Raw genomic sequence first — 16,966 nt, forward strand, 5'->3', positions numbered from 1 at the left:
CGGGCCGACCGGACGTCATGACGCCTCTTTCCCGAGCTCGAGGGTTTCCGAAGCATGTCGCTCACGTTCCTGATCGCAGCCGCCACATGTCTCTCTCCTGCGGATGTCGACAAGCCCAACATCGTCGTGATCGTGACCGACGACATGGGCTATGGCGACCTCGGCTGCTTCGGGCACCCGCGGATCAAGACCCCCTCGCTCGACCGTTTGGCGAGCGAGGGGGTCCGCTTCACTTCGTTTTATGCGGGGGCCCCGATCTGTTCTCCCTCGCGCACCGCCCTCTTCACGGGGCGAACCCCGTACCGGGTCGGCATCCGCGACTGGATCGCGCAGGATACGGGGATCTACCTCCCGCGCTCGGAGGTCACCATCGCCCAATTGCTGAAGAAAGCCGGCTACACGACGGGCCTCTCGGGCAAGTGGCATTTGAATAGCAAGTTCAACGGCTCCGAGCCGACCCCCGGCGACTTCGGCTTCGACCACTGGTTCGCCACCCAGAACAACGCCGCCCACATCGACCCATCAAACTTCGTCCGCAACGGCAAGCGGGTCGGTCCGCTCAAGGGGGCGGACAGTACGCTCATCGTCGATGAGGCCCTCCGATTCGTCGCCGAGGCCGGCAACCGGCCGTTCGCGCTCTTCGTGACCTTCCACGCCCCGCACGAGCAAGTCGCCGCCCCCGAGAAGTACACCGCGATGTACTCCGACATCGACGACCCGACGAAGCGCGACTACTACGGCAGCGTGAGTCTGATCGACGCCGAGGTCGGCCGCATCCTCTCGAGCCTCGACGAGCGTGGGCTTCGCGACCGGACCCTGGTCCTGTTCACGAGCGACAACGGCCCGCAGAAGTTGCTCGGCTACCCGAAGGCGATCCACTCGCACGGCTCGGCGGGCCCGTTCCGGGGTCACAAGCTGTCGATGTACGAGGGGGGCTACCGCGTCCCGGGGATCCTCCGCTGGCCGGGACACTCCCGCCCCGGCACCGAATCTCACGAGCCGGTCAGCTTTACCGACATCCTCCCCACCCTCTGCGCGGTCGCCGGGGTCGCGCCTCCGACCGACCGGACGCTGGACGGCGTGAACGTCCTCCCCGTCCTCGAAGGCCAGACCGTCACCCGGCCCATCCCCTTCTACTGGCAGTTCGACTACGCCCAGGAGGGTCCCTGGACCCAGTCCCTGAGGCGAGGCCCCTGGAAACTCCTCGCCGACGCCAAGCGCGAGCAATTCGCCCTCTACAACCTCGTCGACGACATCGCCGAGGCCCACGACCGCGCGGCCGAGCGGCCCGAGTTGGTCAAGGAACTCCGCGCCGAGCTCGATCGGTTCCAATTCCCCGCCGCGAAGTAAATCCAGGACCGTCGACGATCGGACGAGAGTGGACATCTCGAGGGCGAACCTCAATAGACCCACGAGGCCCGGCCGGTTCGCCGGTCGGGCCGCTCTTCCTGGCCTCCCCTCATAAACCCACGTCCTCCCGTGCGATGACCGGGCCGCGCCGATTTTCGGCTGGAACTCCTCCGTCCGATCTGTAACGGTCGTCATTCGCTCGAATGAAGAGCGAACAGGCACCTGGTGACTGGTCGCAGGGTTGTTAGTTCCGGGAGGACGCACGTCATGATCACTCGCACGTTGTTCCTGTCATTCTGGCTGGGTTCCATATCCCAGCTCGCCGCGGCCGAGCCTCGAAAGGTCACCTTGGAATCGACCGACGGCCTGGACCTCCACAACACGAAGGCCGAGGTCGTGGACCATCGCGGCCGGAAATGTGTGCGATTGACAAGTCCAGGACCTGAGTCCACTCCACCGCAGAGCAGGGCCGTTCCCGCGGCCGGCGTTGGCAAAGCCGACGGCGGCCGACAGGGTGATCGCAAATCGTCGCCTCGAAATATCGCGGGGGGCCCAGGCCGAGACGTCGAAACCCTGGCGATCCTGACTGGTTTGGAGTTCGACAACGGCACGATCGAAATCGAACTCGCCGGCGAACCGGCGTCGACCAGCGGCGCCGCCGGCGGGGCGAGAGGCTTCGTGGGGTTGGCCTTCCACGTCGACACGGCCAACCCCTCGACCTACGATGCGTTCTACATTCGCCCGACCAACGGTCGCGCCGAGGATCAGGTGCGGCGCAACCACTCGACCCAGTACATCTCCCATCCCGATTATCCCTGGGCCTTGCTCCGAGACAAGTTTCCGTCGATGTATGAATCGTATGCCGATCTCGTCCCGTCCGAATGGACTCGATTGAAGATCGTGGTGACCGGCCGACGAGCGAGGCTGTATGTCAACGGAGCCGACCAACCTTGCCTGATCGTCAATGACCTGAAACGCGCGAACACGAAGGGCGGGATCGCCCTTTGGACCGAGCCTACGACGATTTCGCACTTCCGCAACTTGGTCGTCACGCCAGATTCGAAGGCCCCGTAAGGATCCCGCGTCCGGCCGATCGCTCCATTTCTTCTTCATCGACAAATCGGTTGAAACCGGAGACGGGGCAGTGGTCGAGGGTGCCACGAGGTCCGAGGAGAAAGCCCGTGGCACCCGAGTCCGAATTGCCGACCAACAAACCAACTATCAAATTTTGATTTATCATAATTCACAATTTTTAAGTCAAACAAATTCATAGGTCGCAAGGTTTCCCGCCCCTTACCGAAGCTCGAGGCAAGAAGGCACCCGGAGCTAGGGCCATACTCTAACATCAATTCCATTTAGCAATTTTTTTACTGAATACCAATCAAACAAAATAAACAGTTCCGGCGAAAGCCCGGGCGGGACCGCGTCCTCGGGATGGTTCGAGTGTATCGGAGCAATCGGCTCCGAAGACAAGAAACCCGCATTCCGAAGGCCCCAGACCGAGAAGGGCGTCACTGCTCCCAGGCCTAACCACATCTCGGCGACTCAATCATTTGAAGTCGAGCCGCTTGGTTTTGACTATGTTTAGGAGATCAATCGCCCGACTCACCTTTTCCAGACGAGGGACGGCTTGGGCAACGGAGAGTAGATCGGGGATTGGCCCCGACAAGAGGACTCCAGAATGTGGATTCGGGACAACCATTACCGTCAATGGCGAGGATGTGCTACTTCGACAGCGCACAGTTGGCCACGTACCGGGCCTATCACCAGGTCGCGAAGATCGGGTGGGCACGACGGGATCGTGAGGCGGTCGTGAATGCGCCCGAACAGGCCCTTTCCTCTGCGATGCAAGCGGTCCGACTCGATCCATCGCATCCGGGATCGCATCAGTTCGTCTTGGACGTGTCCGCACGTCTGGCGACGGCGAAGACGACCGACGAGTTACTCCCTGCCCCGAGAAATGGAACCACACTATCGAGCGGTAACTCTACGGTGACCGCCGTCGCCCAGGACGGAATCGCTCGATAAGGTCGAGCCGATCAACCGCAGAATCCCAGGGACGGCGATGGCCGTAGGTCCGTCGATGCCACGTCTCCGATCGCGACCCACGGGAGGGAGATCAGGAGAGTGGAAACGTCGAGTCGGAGGTCCCACCTCGTACGACTCATCGTCCCAACGGCCACACCATCCGACCCCTCAAGACCATCTTGGCAGGCCTGGTCTGCCAATCGGGTTTGAGTCGAGAACGGTCCAGCGGATTATAACCTCCTCCGAGCGGCCGCGCAGTCTTCTCAACTTGCTCGCCCATAAGAGACCCCCGCTTGTTCGCGAGGGCCTCGGCATTGACGACTCGCCGTGGCTGGGAGAAACTCTAAAAAAGTTCATCGTCGACCAGGCCGATCCAGGAATAGCTGCCAACATGTCCTTGATCGAAGAGTCACCTACCTTTGGCGTGGTGACAGAGCCACGACAAGGGCACAAAGGGTCGCACCGGCGGAAATCGACGAGGGGTGTAACGGATTGTAGGCAATTCTATGACTTTTCCACAGATGACGATAAGGCGTTGGTCGCTCGCCGCAGTGATCGCCGCCGGTGTCGACTTGTCTGTGATAGGATCCGCGACCCTGTTTCTCATTCACACGACACGACGGCCTCGGCCGGTCAATCGAATCACAGCGGTCCTCCTCGCTCTGCTCACCGGGGCTCTACTCTGGGCGAATCTGAGGCGGGCCGGATGGGAAGATTTCGGGGGCGAACCACACCTGGGATTGGATCCTATCTCCAGGGCGATGTATTGGCGCGGATGGCCGATCGGCCCATGCTTCGTGAGCAACTATCGTCACATGCAGTTGATTGCCAGCGGGTTTGAGCCCGCCGCTTTAGTTCTCGACGGCTTACTTTTCGTGGGTGCGATTCTTAGCGTAAAGTCGGTGAGCGAGCGGAGTCTCCTGCGGCTAGGGAAACGAAACGCGAGAAAGTCGGGCCGGGAGTCGGGCTAAACAGTCACAATGGACGCAGACGATGCCGGAAAACCTTGCACTCTACTCCCGATCACTAGACAAACTTCCGCAGGCCCAGATGGCGGCCTTGGCCGACCAGATTGCTCCCAAGCTCGAGCGATCGCAGCGAGGGACAACGCACACATACGTCTGGTCTGATATGACAATCGTGGTCAGCGAGATGCCTGGCGCGAAATTGTCGGAACATCTGCGTGGGTTCGAGGGCTATGTTTTCCAGCATATTTACAAGAACAAGCCGCCAGAGCGAGGGTTGCAGATCATCCGCAGCATTCGGGAAACCCGGTTGGTAGTGGGTGTCGAGATTCGGCCGGGAAGAGACGTGCAGGGGCGAGCCGAGGAATTCGTCGGCCGGATGTGCGGCGGTCTGCGTCCTTTCATCTTCTACGAAGATGCGGTGTTTGACTGGATGTTTCGGCTGTTGTGCGCACCGGACGGCTCGTTCGATCCCGAGGCGGATTTGGAGTGAGCCAGAGCCCGGGCCGACGTTCCTTCTGGCATCGCCGACTCGTTGACGTTACATAGTCCCACGTCAAATTTGCAGGTTCAGACGCTCTTCCGAAACGTCGGTCCATCGAGGGGCGGCCGATTTTTCCGCTTCTGCAACGACTCGAACGAGGATCACCAAAGCTTCAACAACTCACAGGGATTTCGGACGAGCGGTTGACTCAAGGTCATGCAGCTTCGGGTGAGCAACGACCGTCGGGGTGATCGTCGACGCGGGCTGCCAATTCGAAATCGCACAATCTTATTGATTTACAAATTCCTATAACAATAAATTTTAACCGGCCCTCGTCTCCGCGGCGAAAATACCGATCATCACTCATCGAGCCCCCTCCCAACTTTTGATTGCCAGTCGAGCGGCCTCCGCCACCACGGCCTCGACATCGCAGGCATAAAGGCCGGAGCAACTGAAACTGTTCAACTCGAGCAGATGCAGCGATTCGCCCGTGTTGCATACGTCGAGCATGAACAGGTCGTCCGGTCGATAATCGGTCGTGCTCAGGGCGTTCTCGACGAACGACCGAACTTCGTCCGGGCACCCTGACTCGACGGACAGGTCTCCTCCCTTTCGATACCGACTGGCTGCGACCACTCCCCGCGGCCCCACGACGAGCCGCCACTCGCCGGCGATCGACTTCGGCCGTGCGACCAGGACGCCACAACGTGAGTATCCGGCCGATCGAAGGGCGGAGTCATAGGCTTCGGGTTCCACGCAACGTCCGGTGAACGTCTTCTCCAGCCCGAGCGGGCGGATGAAAACCCTCCCGTCCTCGGCGAACCGGCGATAGATACCCTCAACGTCGGAAATCGCTTCCTCAAGGCTCAACATCAAGCAGTCGGCATTTAAAAGGACGTGGCTGAACGCGGGATAATATCGCGTGCAATCGAAGCGGGAGACGTTGCACCACCCGCCCGGCGACCAACGATGATGGATCTGGATGTGCCGCATGAGGGGGATCGTGCCCAGGAAGACAACGCAGTCCCCGTCGCACAAGCGGCGGCCGCCGACATCAGGCACCACGCCGTTCAAAAAGGGACGAGGTTGGACGATCGAGAACGCCATCCCCTGTCGACGGATCGAAGCCTTGACGGGCTCGATCCCTCGTCCGAACACGTCAGCCTGGATGAGCCAGGATGGAGTCGTCATTGCCGATTCCTCGATGACTTTGCGGTGCGGGCGACAGGCCGCCTCCAGGGTGTCGGACGGCTCGACTACGCGACGGCCTGCTTCCAGGTCCGCCTCGCCGGGGAGGAGTCGCCGTCGCTCCCGCCGAAGAATCCGTCCGTTGCATCGGTGGCTTGATCCCCGTCCGGCCTCGAGGCGACCGCGTCGAGGGTCGTGAGTGCAACGTATCCGGCCAGTATAATCGTTGTCCGCTCTCGGCGCTCCGGACGACGAGTTGGTCGTTAGGCGGCAGAAATAGGACGGTGGGCATGAAAGCTCGGTTTCGAAGCGAAGACGATGGTTGGACGGCGGAGGGCCGCAAGATCATCACACCCGAGGTCTTGGCGAAGATTCGCCAGTGCCTGGAGGACCAAGGCCCGGTCATCGTCGAGCACTGGTTCTATCGCGGCTCCTGCGCGCCGGATCGATTGGTGATCGACGATTATGATGCCCTCGTGGAATATCTCGACACCCAGACGTTCGCCGGGGACGCCATCCACGTTTGGAGCTACGCCTTGGTCTGTCGGGATGACAACGAGCTTACTTATGGGAAATGCCCGGATGATGAAGGCCGCGTCCCGACACGGGGGGCGTATTGAACCACGCCGGTCGTCCATCCTCCCGTGAACGCTTACCTCAATGGACCGCCGGCACCTCCTGGCCGGAGGACTTCGGACGGCCCTCGAGACGCTCGAAGTCAGGCCCACCTTCCTTGGGAGTGAACTTGATCCCCGATCGAAGTGTCTTCCGAAGGACCGGAGATAGTCTTCGGATCCCGGGACGTCGCCTGACCACAACTGAGTCACCATTTTCACATAATTCGATTTTAAAGGGATCTCGGAGGCCGAGGTTCGATGCGGCGGGGGGAGGGGCGTTTCGACCCGATCCTCCGGATCCTCGATCCGGAAAGACGGCATCTGCATACGGCCCGAACATCTATCTGTGAAAACATGGCGACCTCGTCGGCCATGTGCCGTCCCGGAGGTTTCGAGGGCGACGAACCTTAATCCACGACCCCGGAGAAAAGCACGATGCCCTGGCGGGTCGTCGAGCGGAGGATCGGACGCGCGGGCGGGGTCCGGCAAAGGGCGGCCCGCCAAAGAGATTGGGACACTCGGTACGGCGAAGACAACTGGGAGGTCGGCTACTTGATCGAAGGCGAATTCGTCCCCCAGTCCCAGGCGTTGGAGTCGGTGTACTACAAGAGTTATGAGGAACACTTCGCCGCTCACCCCGAGGACGTGGAGGAACTTCTCGCCACGGCCAAGAACCTACGGAACCCGCACGCCGAGGCGACGACGGGGGTCGATCTCCAGGTCCCGGCGATCCTGGCCTACCTGGAACGCCAAGGGCTCACCCTCAGGGGCGAGTCCCTGGTCGACATCGGATCGTGGGAAGGCCGGGCCTCGCACCCGCTCAGCATCCGCCTCAGCCCACTGACGATCCTGGCCACGGGCGAGCCGAAGCTGACCTTGGAGCAGTTTTGGCAGAAGAGAAAGTGCCTGGCCGTCTGGGATGACGAGGGGGACCATGTCGTCACGGCCTGAGACGTTCGACCGCTACGTCGGGCCTGAGACGATCCGCTCGAGGTCGGTGATGGCCGCCGGCGGAACCACCATCTCCAGCCAGGACGACCTTCGCGTCTGGCTTGAGGGGCAAGGCGTATCGGGATCGGTCGGCCAGGTCGCGGCCACGTTTGTGATCGACCCCGAGAGGAGCCTGAGGATCGCCGATCGCCGGTCGGAGCACGTCGCCTGCGCCTCGGAAGGACTCGTTCTTGCGGCGGGGGAGATGTTCATTTCGTCAGGGAAGACGATCGTCGTCGAGGACGTCTCGAACCTATCGACGAGGTACTGTCCCGAGCCCGAGTCGTGGCCCGTGGTCGGTGAAGCGCTCGATGAGCTCGGTATTCCCCACCCGGGTCGATTCACGACCGCGATCGTGTTCCGACGAGGCCCGACGTGTGCGGAGTGGAACGTGGTCAAGGATGTCTGGTTCGTCTGCCAGGTCTGCGGCGGCGAGCTGCCTCGTGTCTGGAATTTCGGGGACGTGCCGAACACCCAGTCCATGACGCCGACCGAGACGGTGGAGGTCCCCTACCAGCAAACGATCGCCAAGGTCCGCGAGACCCTCCTCGCGGTCTTTGCCGAAGTCGATGGGTGGTTTACATGGTCCCGACCGAGAAAACCCCGCCCGGCGAGATCCGGTCGCTCATGCGGGGACAGGTCTTGGAATGCCATGAGATCCTGGATCGGCTCGGGGGTGGCGAGGGTTCGCTCCATCGGGTGCGGATGTTGGTCAACGACTCCGGTCGACTCGACATCTACCAAGTGGCTCATGTCTCTCGCCCTCCACGCCCGCCGCCACCTGTCCCAGTTGGCAGCGAACGAGGTGGCATGGAGGCTAGATCACGATAGAAAATCATGATGTTCATTTCGGAATTTCCCCCTAAGATCGAGGCACAATCTCGAGGGAATCCACCGTGGCATAGAGCGTCCGACTCGGCCTTATCGGTTCACGAGATCGCTCCGCCTGTCGGACTCTGGCGAAATCGCGAGGAGGCCGGGCCGTGACCGCCGGGGAGGTCGGGCTGATCCGCGATCTCCGTCCTCAAGTCTCTGCGTCCTTCTCCTTCTTGGCTTGCCTTGCGGCCCGAGTGTCGGCGTTCTTCGCCCAAAGCCGGACCGTGCGTAGAGTCAAATCCTCGACATAGTTCGTGATAAAGCCACAGGAGAGGCATACCGAACCTTTCACAGGTATGGCGGCTTCCCACGTCGCGCCCATGAGGCCAAGCACCTTCAAGCCGCTTCCCATGGTGACCTGATGAAGATCGGTGCCGTGACGGGCGAGGCATTGGCCAAGGTATCTCGGCAATTCGTCCGCGGGCGGTACCATGCAAACCTCATCGATGCTTTTGGACCTCCACGACGTAACGTTCATGATATTATCTAGGAGTGACGACAGGACCAAAGGCAATGCAAAACCCGCCCAGGGGAGCGTAAAGACAGGCGGCTGTCACTGAATGGCCTCGATCAGGGCGATGGCCGTCGGGCTACCAACATCGGCGTTCTTGAGCCGTCCTCCGGGGCGCGATAAACTCCGGAGTCGATGAAGTCTCACCAGGGTTGGTTCCGAGGTCTGGGTTTTCCTCCAAATCCAGGTTTCGGAACGCGGTCCACGCCGACACTCTCTCCTGGAAATGCCGAGGCCTCCCCCCGCATGGAAACGCGTTTGCGCGGAAGAAGAAAAACGGGGCTTCGGAACGGACCTTCAAAGAAAGGTGGCGCACGATGGCCAACGACCACGTCCTGCTCGGTAGCCCGATCCAACGTCGAGCGTTCCTCGTCGCGAGCGGGGTGGGGTTCTGCGGCCACGCGCTTGGCACGGACGCGGTGGCCGGCGGGCCCGCGGCCAAGGCCCCGCGCAAGGCGGCGAAATCGACGATATTGATCTGGCTGAGCGGAGGGGTCTCGCACATCGACACCTGGGACCTCAAGCCCGACGCGCCGAGCGACTTCCGAGGTGAGTTCCGGCCGATCGAGAGCTCGAGCCCGGGGATCCGGGTCTGCGAGCACCTGCCGATGTTGGCGAAGCAGGCCCACCACCTGGCGGTCGTCAACTCACTCGGGCACGGGGACAGGGGGACCGGCGACCACCACGCGGGTTACTACTACAACCTCACCGGCCAGGCGCCCGACCCGAGCTTCCGCGCCCTGCTCAACGATCGCAGGCCCCTGGCCGACGACTGGCCGTTCATCGGCTCGGTGGTCTCGGCCAAGCGACCCCTCCACCCTTATCTCCCGCAGCCGATCACCCTGCCGCAAAAGCCGGGCGCACCGCTCTACACGAGGCCCGGCCAGTTCGCGGCGAGGCTCGGCGTGCAACACGACCCGGTCTATGTGCTCGGGAGCCGCGACAAGCCGACGCAGTTCGCCGCCCCCGCCCTTGCGCTCGAAGGGAACGTCAGCGTCGAGAGATTGACATCACGCCGGGGGCTCCTGGAACAGGTCGACGGCGCCGTCCGAGGCTCGGACCTGGCCGCGTCTTCGGCCGAGTATTCGCTCCAGCAGGAACGCGCCTTCGCCCTCCTCGGTTCTTCGGAGGCCCGCTCGGCCTTCGACCTGAGCAAGGAGCCCGAGGCGCTCCTCGAGCGGTACGGCCGGACGGTCAACGGGATGAGCTTCCTCCTCGCTCGACGGCTCGTCGAGGCCGGCGTCCCGTTCATCTCGGTCTTCTGGATGGAAGACGAGAAGCTCAACAATCTCTGCAAAAGCGGCGGGGGGTGGGACACCCACGGCAACAACTTCAACTGCCTGCGCGATCACCTGCTCCCCGAGTTCGACCGGGGGTATTCGGCCTTGCTCGAGGACCTGAGCGGTCGCGGGCTGCTCGACGACACGCTGGTGGTGGTCAACAGCGAGATGGGCCGGAACCCTCGGGTCGGCGACGTCCGTTCGGGGGGCAAGTCCGGGGCCGGTCGCGACCACTGGACGCGGTGCATGTCGGTGCTCCTCGCGGGCGGAGGCGTCCGCGGCGGGCAGGTTTACGGCTCGTCGGATCGGATCGCCGCCCATCCGGCCGAGCACCCGGTCGGCCCCGAGGACGTGGCCCGGACGATCTATCACGCGATGGGGATCGACGACCTCACCTTCACCGACCGGCTCGGCCGCCCGTTCGACATGATGCCTGACGGGAAGCCGATCCAGGCTCTGTTCTCCTGAGATCGGCAGGGCCCTCGTCGGAGGGGCGGGCTGCATCGTCGGCCTTCGGGGTTCATGGCTTTTCCTTTCATACTTGCCTCCGTGGCGATCGCGGATACCATCGGTCGGACTGGCCGCTGCCCCGGCGTGATCTCGGACGAAACGCGTCCCGTGATTTCGGACGCGAAGCCGAGGGCGGGCCAGCGTACGTGGTGTGACACCCGACCCCAGGAGTTCCGTATGCGCATTGGTCGATGGCTTTGCTACTCGAGCGTCCTGCTCGTCAGCCTCGGCACCAGCCCGGCCGAAAGGATGGCCCGGGCCCAGGTCCTTTCCGTCACGATCAAGTCGGCGGACGACGTCCTGAAGCAAATTCGGTCGATCGCCGACGTCTTCGACCCGAAGGTGGCGAAGTCGCTCAACGACAGTCTCGACCAGCTCACGGGCCCCGGTGCCCTCAAGGGGCTCGACCGCGCCCATCCGATCGTCGTCACCCTCGACCTCGCCGGGGCTCCCGGAGATGGCGTGGGGGGGGGCATGCCCGTCGCAGCCGCCTACGTCCCCGTCACGGATCAGAAGGATCTCCTCGAGACGGTCAAGAGGCTGGGACTTCGGCTGGACGCCGCCGAAGGCATGGAAGGCGTCACGCACAAGCTGAGCCCGATGGGAGGGAGCAGCCCGCCCCTCTTCGTCCTCAAGTCGCCCCCGTCGGGTTACGCGGTCCTCACGAACGTCCCGGGCGCCGCGGCGAAGCTCGCCGAGGTGAAGCCCGAGAGCCTGAACCCTTCCCGGCCGGGCGTCCTGCTCGCGAGGCTGCGCCTCGACCAGATCCCGGACGTGCTCAAGGACGGGGTCCTGGCCACCATGAATCAGCGCAGCGATGTGTCGCGCAAGCGGCTCGACGGCGAGGACGACGCCACCTACCGAGGGCGTCTCGCCGGGATCGCCCTTTCGGAAGAGGGGATCACGAGCCTCCTCCGCGACGGCCGAGAGATTTCGATCGACCTGAACGTCAACCCGGACGGCGACCTCAGCCTAGGCTTGGAGGTCGACGCCAAGCCCGGGAGCGCAATGTCCGACGCGCTGGCGGCCTTCGCCAAGCGCAAGAGTCGGTTCCGATCCCTGGCCCAGGGCAATGCGGCGAGCCTGGTGGGGATCCTCCCGGTCGCCGATGCCCTGAAAGTCCCGATCCGCGAAGGGCTCAAGGCGGGACGGGCGAAGGCGGAGAAGGAGAAGGACCCCGACGACCGTCGACTCATCAACCTCCTGCTCGACTCGTTCGAAGAGACCCTCTCGGAGAAGGACCTCGACGGCTGCGTCACGTTGGAGGCGGTCGGTCCCGCCGCGAAGGCCGGGGATGGCAACAATGTCGTCCTCTTCGGCTTCGGGCTCAAGAACTCGAAGAAGGTCGAGACGACGCTGCGCGAGGCCATCCAGAAGAAGGCCAAGCCGGCCGACCAGAAGAAGATCACCTTCGACCACGCCAAGGGGGACGACGGTACGTCGATTCATCGGATCACGATCGACGACGGTAGCTTCAAGCGAGAAGAATTCGGCGAGCCGCTCATGTTCGCCGCCTTCCCCGATGGAGCGATCCTGACCGCCGTCGGCGGGAACGGCCTGTCGGTGATCAAGAAGGCCCTTGCGACCTTGAAAAAGCCCGACTCGGGCGCCGCCAAGTCCACGCCCCAGATCGGGCTCGACGTGACCGCGGGGCGGCTCGCCCAACTCAGCCTCCAGGACCAGAGGGTTTTCAAGGAGGCGGCCGACATCGCGTTCGCCGGGCCGAACGGCGACAAGGACCAGATCCAATTCCACCTCGTCGGCGGGGCCGACAACCTCCGGCTCGTCCTCGACGCCGACCTGCCGATCCTGCGATTCTTCGCCGAGGTCGGCTCCCGGCAGCGGAAGCGATTGGGCGGGCCGGCCGCCAAGTGATTCCCCTTCGCCGCCTCCCCGGCCCCAGGCCAGGGAGGAGGAGACTCTCGCGATTCCACGAGCGACGCGTTGCGGATGGCCGGTGGCCCTCGCAACGCGTCGCTCGCATCCGGCGTCGTCCGGGCAAATCAGCCCGCCCGACACCTGACGTCCAAAACAACACATCTTAACGTTTATGTATAAAACAGAATCCGCTTCGAATCGGATGGCGGGCAGCAAGGTTTAAAACAACTTCCGATCCAGACGTTCGCAATTTCAATTTTGCGAAATACGAAGACACCACGACACGTTATTGCGTCCCCGCAATCACGGCGTGAATGCGTGGGAGCGCCTCATTGAAACCCTCCCGGCGCGGGGGGTATAGTCGGGCATTGACCTCGCGCCTCCCCCGTCGAATCCGCCTCAAGACGCGCGGATTCGACGGCCGGGCCACCCGCCTCGAACTCCTGACGACGGGAAAAGAACGCATGACGATCGCTCGCCTCAGGCGGGTCCTGCCCGCAACATTCCTACTTGTGCTCGGCCTGTCGCTCTCGGCGAAGGGCGCTCTGCCCAAGGTGCCCGAGGGGTTCGAAATCCGGTTGGTGGCGACCGTCCCGGCCGTGCTCTACCCCTGCCAGGTGGCGACAGCCCCGGGCGGGGAGCTCTTCGTCGCCGAAGACCCGATGGACCAGGTCGGGCCTTACGAGGCGAACCACGGCCGGATCCTCATCTTCCGGGACGGCAAGGATCCGGTCGTCTTCGCCGACGGCTTCCGCGCCGTCCAGGGCATGGCGTGGTACGGCGACGTCCTCTACGTGTCGCACATGCCGTTCCTGACCGTGCTCCGCGACGTCGACCGCGACGGCAAGGCCGACGAACGGAAGGACATCTTCAAGGACCTCGGCCCCACCGACAACCAGGGGCTGAACGACCACATCGTCTCGGGCATCCAGTTCGGGATGGACGGGTATCTCTACGTCTCGGTGGGCGACAAGGGGATCCCCAAGGCGACCGGCCCCGACGGCCGGACGATCCAAATCAAGGGAGGCGGAACCTGCCGTTGCCGGCCTGACGGCACTGGCCTGGAGGTCGTCTCGACCGGCACGCGTAACCACCTCGAGGCCAACCTCGACGACCGCGACAACATCTTCTCCTACGACAACACCGACGACGGCCTCGGCTGGTGGACCCGGGTCACGCACCACGTCGACGGCGGTTATTACGGCTATCCCTACGACTACCACAAGCGGCCAGACCGGCACCTGCCGAGGATGGCCGAGTTCGGCGGCGGCTCCCCCTGCGGGGCCGTCCTGTACAAGGAAGACGCCTGGCCCGAGAAGTACCGCGGTGTCGGCTTCTGGGCCGAGTGGGGCAAGGGGAAGGTCCACGCCTTCCGGTTCGCGCCGGACGGGTCGACTTTCAAGGTTGCCGAGCCGATCGACTTCGCGGTCCCCGACGGGTTCGACAACTTCCGCCCGATCGACGTCGCGGTCTCGTACGACGGAAAGACCCTCTACATCGCCGACTGGGGGATGGGGAGTTGGGGCAGCAAGACCGAGAAGGTCGGCCGCGTCTGGGCCGTCACGTCCAAGGAGAATATCAAGACCCGCCCTCGCGGGAAGGACACCGACCCGATCGAGGCACAGTTCGCTCAGCTTGATCATCCCTCCTTCAACGAGCGGATGCGGGCCCAGACGGCGTTGATCAAGAAGGGGCGTGAGGCCCTCGCCGCGGTCGGTGCGGCGTGGACGGCCTCCGAGACGAGCCCGGTCGCCCGAAGGCACCTCGTCTGGGTCATCGACGGGATCGCGGGGGGGACGCCGGAAGGGAACACCCCCCTGGTCGAGGCCTTGAAATCCGGCGTCTCGGACGTCAGGGCCCAGGCCGCCCGGGCCCTCGGGGAGCGAGCGGTTTCGGACGCGACGGACCCGTTGGTGGCACTCCTGGCCGACCACGACCCCACGGTCCGGCTCCAGGCGGTCATCGCCCTCGGCCGGATCAAGGCCTCGAAGGCGATCCCGGCCCTGATGCCCCACCTGATCGAGTCGGATGACTTCATCGCCTTCAGCACCCGACAGGCCCTGCGACGGATCGGTGACTGGAAGGCCGTCGCCCTGGGGCTGTCATCGGATAATCCGAAGCTGCGGCAGGCCATCTTGGCGGCGATGGAAGAGGTCTACGAGCTTCGCGCCACCATGACGCTCGCCCGATTCGCAAACGATCGGGAGCGCGACGCCACGGAACGGGCCCGCGCGGTCTTGTACCTCTCGCAGGTCCACCACAAGGCGAAGCCCTGGGACGGCGTTTGGTGGAAGACCCAGCCGGCCGCCGGGAAGCCCCCGGCGAAGGTCGACGCGTGGGACGGCACGCCCATCGTGATGGCGACGATCCAGACGCTCCTGATCGACCCCTCCGCGCCGGTGCTTCTCGCGGCGATCAACGCCGTGAAGGAGACGGGTGACCGCGGCGCGCTCCCGACGCTCCGGACCCGCTACCGGACCGAGCCCGTGCCCGAAATCCGCCTGGCGATCGCCCAGGCCTGGGGAGAGCTCGACGACAAGGACGCCCTGCCGCTCCTCGCGGCGACGCTCCGCGACAAGTCGACGCCGGGCCCGCTCCACGACGCCTCGATCGCGGCCGTCGAGAAGATCGGCTCCGACCTGGCGATCCAATCCCTCGTCGGCCTGCTCGGCGACTCGGAACTCGCGGGGACGAGGAAGGCGAGCGTGATCGCCTCACTCGGAAGGTTCAAGGCGAAGGCCGCCGTCGGGGCGCTGGTCGCGAGCCTGAAGGACCCCGAAGCCTCGGTGCGAGCGACGGCGGCCGAGTCGCTCGGCAAGATCGGCCAGCTCGAAGGGGCAGGGGCTCCGCTCCGCGCCGTGCTCGCCGACCCCTCACTCGAGGTCAAACGGGCCGCGATCCTCGCGCTCGGGAGTCTCTCCGACCGCGAGGCCATCCCCGCGTTGACGGCCGCCAGCGAGGTCCCCGACACGCATTTCGAGGCGATCCGCGCCCTCGCGATGAACCCCGACATCCTCGCCTTGCAGGCCTACCTCGGCGGCCTGACGGACAAGAGCCCCGAGCTCCGGACCGTCTCCGCAGGCGCGATCGCCAAGATCCGTGACCAGGCGGCACCGATCTTCGACCAGCTCGCCACCCGGCATGAGCTCTCTCCGACGGCCGTCCCCGAGCTCCGCAAGGTCTACTCGTCCTTGCAGCCCCTGCTCGAATGGAGGCTGCTCGGCCCGTTCAAGATCGACGACGCCAAGGCACCCTTCGCCCCGGAAGGGCCGATCGACCTCAACGCGTCCTACACGAGCTCGAAGGGCGAGCCAGCCACCTGGACGGCCGCCAAGGCCAGCGACGACCAGGGACGCGTCGACCTGGACAAGATCTACTCCGGACTCTCCCAGACGGTCACCTATGGCTACGTCGAGGTCTCGAGCCACGAGGACAGGACGGCCGTGTGCGCGATCGGCTCGGATGACACGCTGACGGTCTGGATCAACGGGACTCAGGTTTACGACAGCCAGACCTCCCAGAGCTTCGCCGCGGCCAGGACGAAGTTCGACGTCAAACTGGTGAAGGGGGTCAACCGCGTTTTGATCCGCTGCGGTAATCACGGTGGCCCCTGGGCCTTCTCCGTCGCGATGTCGACGGCGTCCGACTACGCCTTCTTGAAGGGCCCGTCGGCCGGCGAGTTCGACCCCGAGTCGTTCCGCCAGGCGGCGCTCAAAGCCCAGGGCAAAGCGGAGCACGGCCGCGTCCTCTTCGAAGACCTGAAGGGCCTGGCCTGCATCAAGTGCCACTCGGTCGGCAAGCAGGGGGGGATGGTCGGACCTGAGCTCTCGAGCGTCGGCGCGAAATACTCGCGCGACGAGCTGATCGCCTCCGTCCTCTTCCCCTCGGCGAAGATCTCGTCGGGCTACGAGCCGGTGATCCTCGCGACGAGCGATGGTCGGGTGCTCACGGGGATCGTCAAGAGCGACGGCGACGACGCGGTTGAGATCGAGGACGCCGAGGCGAAGCGGATCCGGATCCCCAAGGACTCGATCGACGACCGCAAGCGAAGCGACCTCTCCCTCATGCCCAGCGGCCTCGCCGAGGGGCTCACCCCGCAGGACTTCTCCGACCTGATCGCCTACCTCCAGACCCTGAAAGACCCGGGCACGAAGCCGGAAACCTCGGCCAAGGTGGGCGCAGGCGGAGAAGGTCGTTAGTCTCGTATGTGTCGCGGATCGCCGAGTGTGGAGCTCGGGGGGGTGATCGGCCAGACGGCTAAGCCTCCTCGAGCCCTCCGGTCGGCGCGC

The 16,966-nt window shown here is 64.1% G+C and carries 10 protein-coding genes; 9 read left to right on the forward strand and 1 reads right to left on the reverse strand.

All coding sequences use genetic code 11. The annotated features are described in order from the left end of the window. Positions 1-54 precede the first annotated feature (54 nt). The 3 genes from ACYOEI_RS07530 to ACYOEI_RS07540 all read left to right on the forward strand — a co-directional run bounded on the left by ACYOEI_RS07530 (position 55) and on the right by ACYOEI_RS07540 (position 4,836). The gene (locus ACYOEI_RS07530; RefSeq protein WP_462848759.1) at positions 55-1,350 is read left to right on the forward strand and encodes a sulfatase family protein; all 1,296 of its coding nucleotides are present in this window, start codon (positions 55-57) and stop codon (positions 1,348-1,350) included. Between the two features lie 267 nt (positions 1,351-1,617). Then, on the forward strand, positions 1,618-2,424 hold the full coding sequence (locus tag ACYOEI_RS07535; protein ID WP_462848760.1) for a LamG domain-containing protein: 807 nt from the start codon (positions 1,618-1,620) through the stop codon (positions 2,422-2,424). Positions 2,425-4,371: 1,947 nt separating this feature from the next. Further along, a complete protein-coding gene (locus ACYOEI_RS07540; RefSeq protein ID WP_462848762.1) occupies positions 4,372-4,836 on the forward strand; it encodes a hypothetical protein in 465 nt (154 codons plus the stop codon). Between the two features lie 354 nt (positions 4,837-5,190). Here the strand turns inward: ACYOEI_RS07540 and ACYOEI_RS07545 are convergent, their stop codons facing one another. Continuing rightward, a complete protein-coding gene (locus ACYOEI_RS07545; protein WP_462848763.1) occupies positions 5,191-6,018 on the reverse strand; it encodes an ATP-grasp domain-containing protein in 828 nt (275 codons plus the stop codon). A 287-nt stretch (positions 6,019-6,305) separates the two neighbouring features. Between ACYOEI_RS07545 and ACYOEI_RS07550 the strand changes: the two genes are divergently transcribed. From ACYOEI_RS07550 to ACYOEI_RS07575, 6 genes are all read left to right on the forward strand, one after another. Continuing rightward, positions 6,306-6,635 (forward strand): hypothetical protein, encoded by a 330-nt coding sequence (locus ACYOEI_RS07550; protein WP_462848764.1) that lies wholly within the window; start codon positions 6,306-6,308, stop codon positions 6,633-6,635. Positions 6,636-7,067: 432 nt separating this feature from the next. Beyond that, positions 7,068-7,583, forward strand: a complete 516-nt coding sequence (locus ACYOEI_RS07555) for a hypothetical protein (RefSeq protein WP_462848765.1) — start codon at positions 7,068-7,070, stop codon at positions 7,581-7,583. Next, entirely contained in the window at positions 7,567-8,463 is an 897-nt protein-coding gene (locus ACYOEI_RS07560; protein WP_462848766.1) for a hypothetical protein, read from the forward strand. The genes ACYOEI_RS07555 and ACYOEI_RS07560 overlap by 17 nt, the downstream gene beginning before the upstream one ends. 863 nt (positions 8,464-9,326) lie before the next feature. Then, positions 9,327-10,757 (forward strand): DUF1501 domain-containing protein, encoded by a 1,431-nt coding sequence (locus ACYOEI_RS07565; protein ID WP_462848768.1) that lies wholly within the window; start codon positions 9,327-9,329, stop codon positions 10,755-10,757. Between the two features lie 219 nt (positions 10,758-10,976). After that, positions 10,977-12,674 carry a hypothetical protein gene (locus ACYOEI_RS07570; protein WP_462848769.1) on the forward strand — a complete coding sequence of 566 codons (1,698 nt, stop codon included), beginning with the start codon at positions 10,977-10,979 and terminating at the stop codon, positions 12,672-12,674. A 467-nt stretch (positions 12,675-13,141) separates the two neighbouring features. Then, complete coding sequence (locus ACYOEI_RS07575; RefSeq protein ID WP_462848770.1) at positions 13,142-16,876, forward strand: PVC-type heme-binding CxxCH protein; 3,735 nt, start codon at positions 13,142-13,144, stop codon at positions 16,874-16,876. The last annotated feature ends 90 nt before the right edge of the window (positions 16,877-16,966 follow it).

Source organism: Singulisphaera rosea (assembly GCF_054877945.1).

What these genes read in the sequence shown, in the direction of transcription:
- ACYOEI_RS07530 (WP_462848759.1), top strand. Translation starts at nt 55, where the DNA reads ATGTCGCTCACGTTCCTGATCGCAGCCGCCACATGTCTCTCTCCTGCG.
- ACYOEI_RS07535 (WP_462848760.1), top strand. Translation starts at nt 1,618, where the DNA reads ATGATCACTCGCACGTTGTTCCTGTCATTCTGGCTGGGTTCCATATCC.
- ACYOEI_RS07540 (WP_462848762.1), top strand. Translation starts at nt 4,372, where the DNA reads ATGCCGGAAAACCTTGCACTCTACTCCCGATCACTAGACAAACTTCCG.
- ACYOEI_RS07545 (WP_462848763.1), bottom strand. Translation starts at nt 6,018, where the DNA reads ATGACGACTCCATCCTGGCTCATCCAGGCTGACGTGTTCGGACGAGGG.
- ACYOEI_RS07550 (WP_462848764.1), top strand. Translation starts at nt 6,306, where the DNA reads ATGAAAGCTCGGTTTCGAAGCGAAGACGATGGTTGGACGGCGGAGGGC.
- ACYOEI_RS07555 (WP_462848765.1), top strand. Translation starts at nt 7,068, where the DNA reads ATGCCCTGGCGGGTCGTCGAGCGGAGGATCGGACGCGCGGGCGGGGTC.
- ACYOEI_RS07560 (WP_462848766.1), top strand. Translation starts at nt 7,567, where the DNA reads ATGTCGTCACGGCCTGAGACGTTCGACCGCTACGTCGGGCCTGAGACG.
- ACYOEI_RS07565 (WP_462848768.1), top strand. Translation starts at nt 9,327, where the DNA reads ATGGCCAACGACCACGTCCTGCTCGGTAGCCCGATCCAACGTCGAGCG.
- ACYOEI_RS07570 (WP_462848769.1), top strand. Translation starts at nt 10,977, where the DNA reads ATGCGCATTGGTCGATGGCTTTGCTACTCGAGCGTCCTGCTCGTCAGC.
- ACYOEI_RS07575 (WP_462848770.1), top strand. Translation starts at nt 13,142, where the DNA reads ATGACGATCGCTCGCCTCAGGCGGGTCCTGCCCGCAACATTCCTACTT.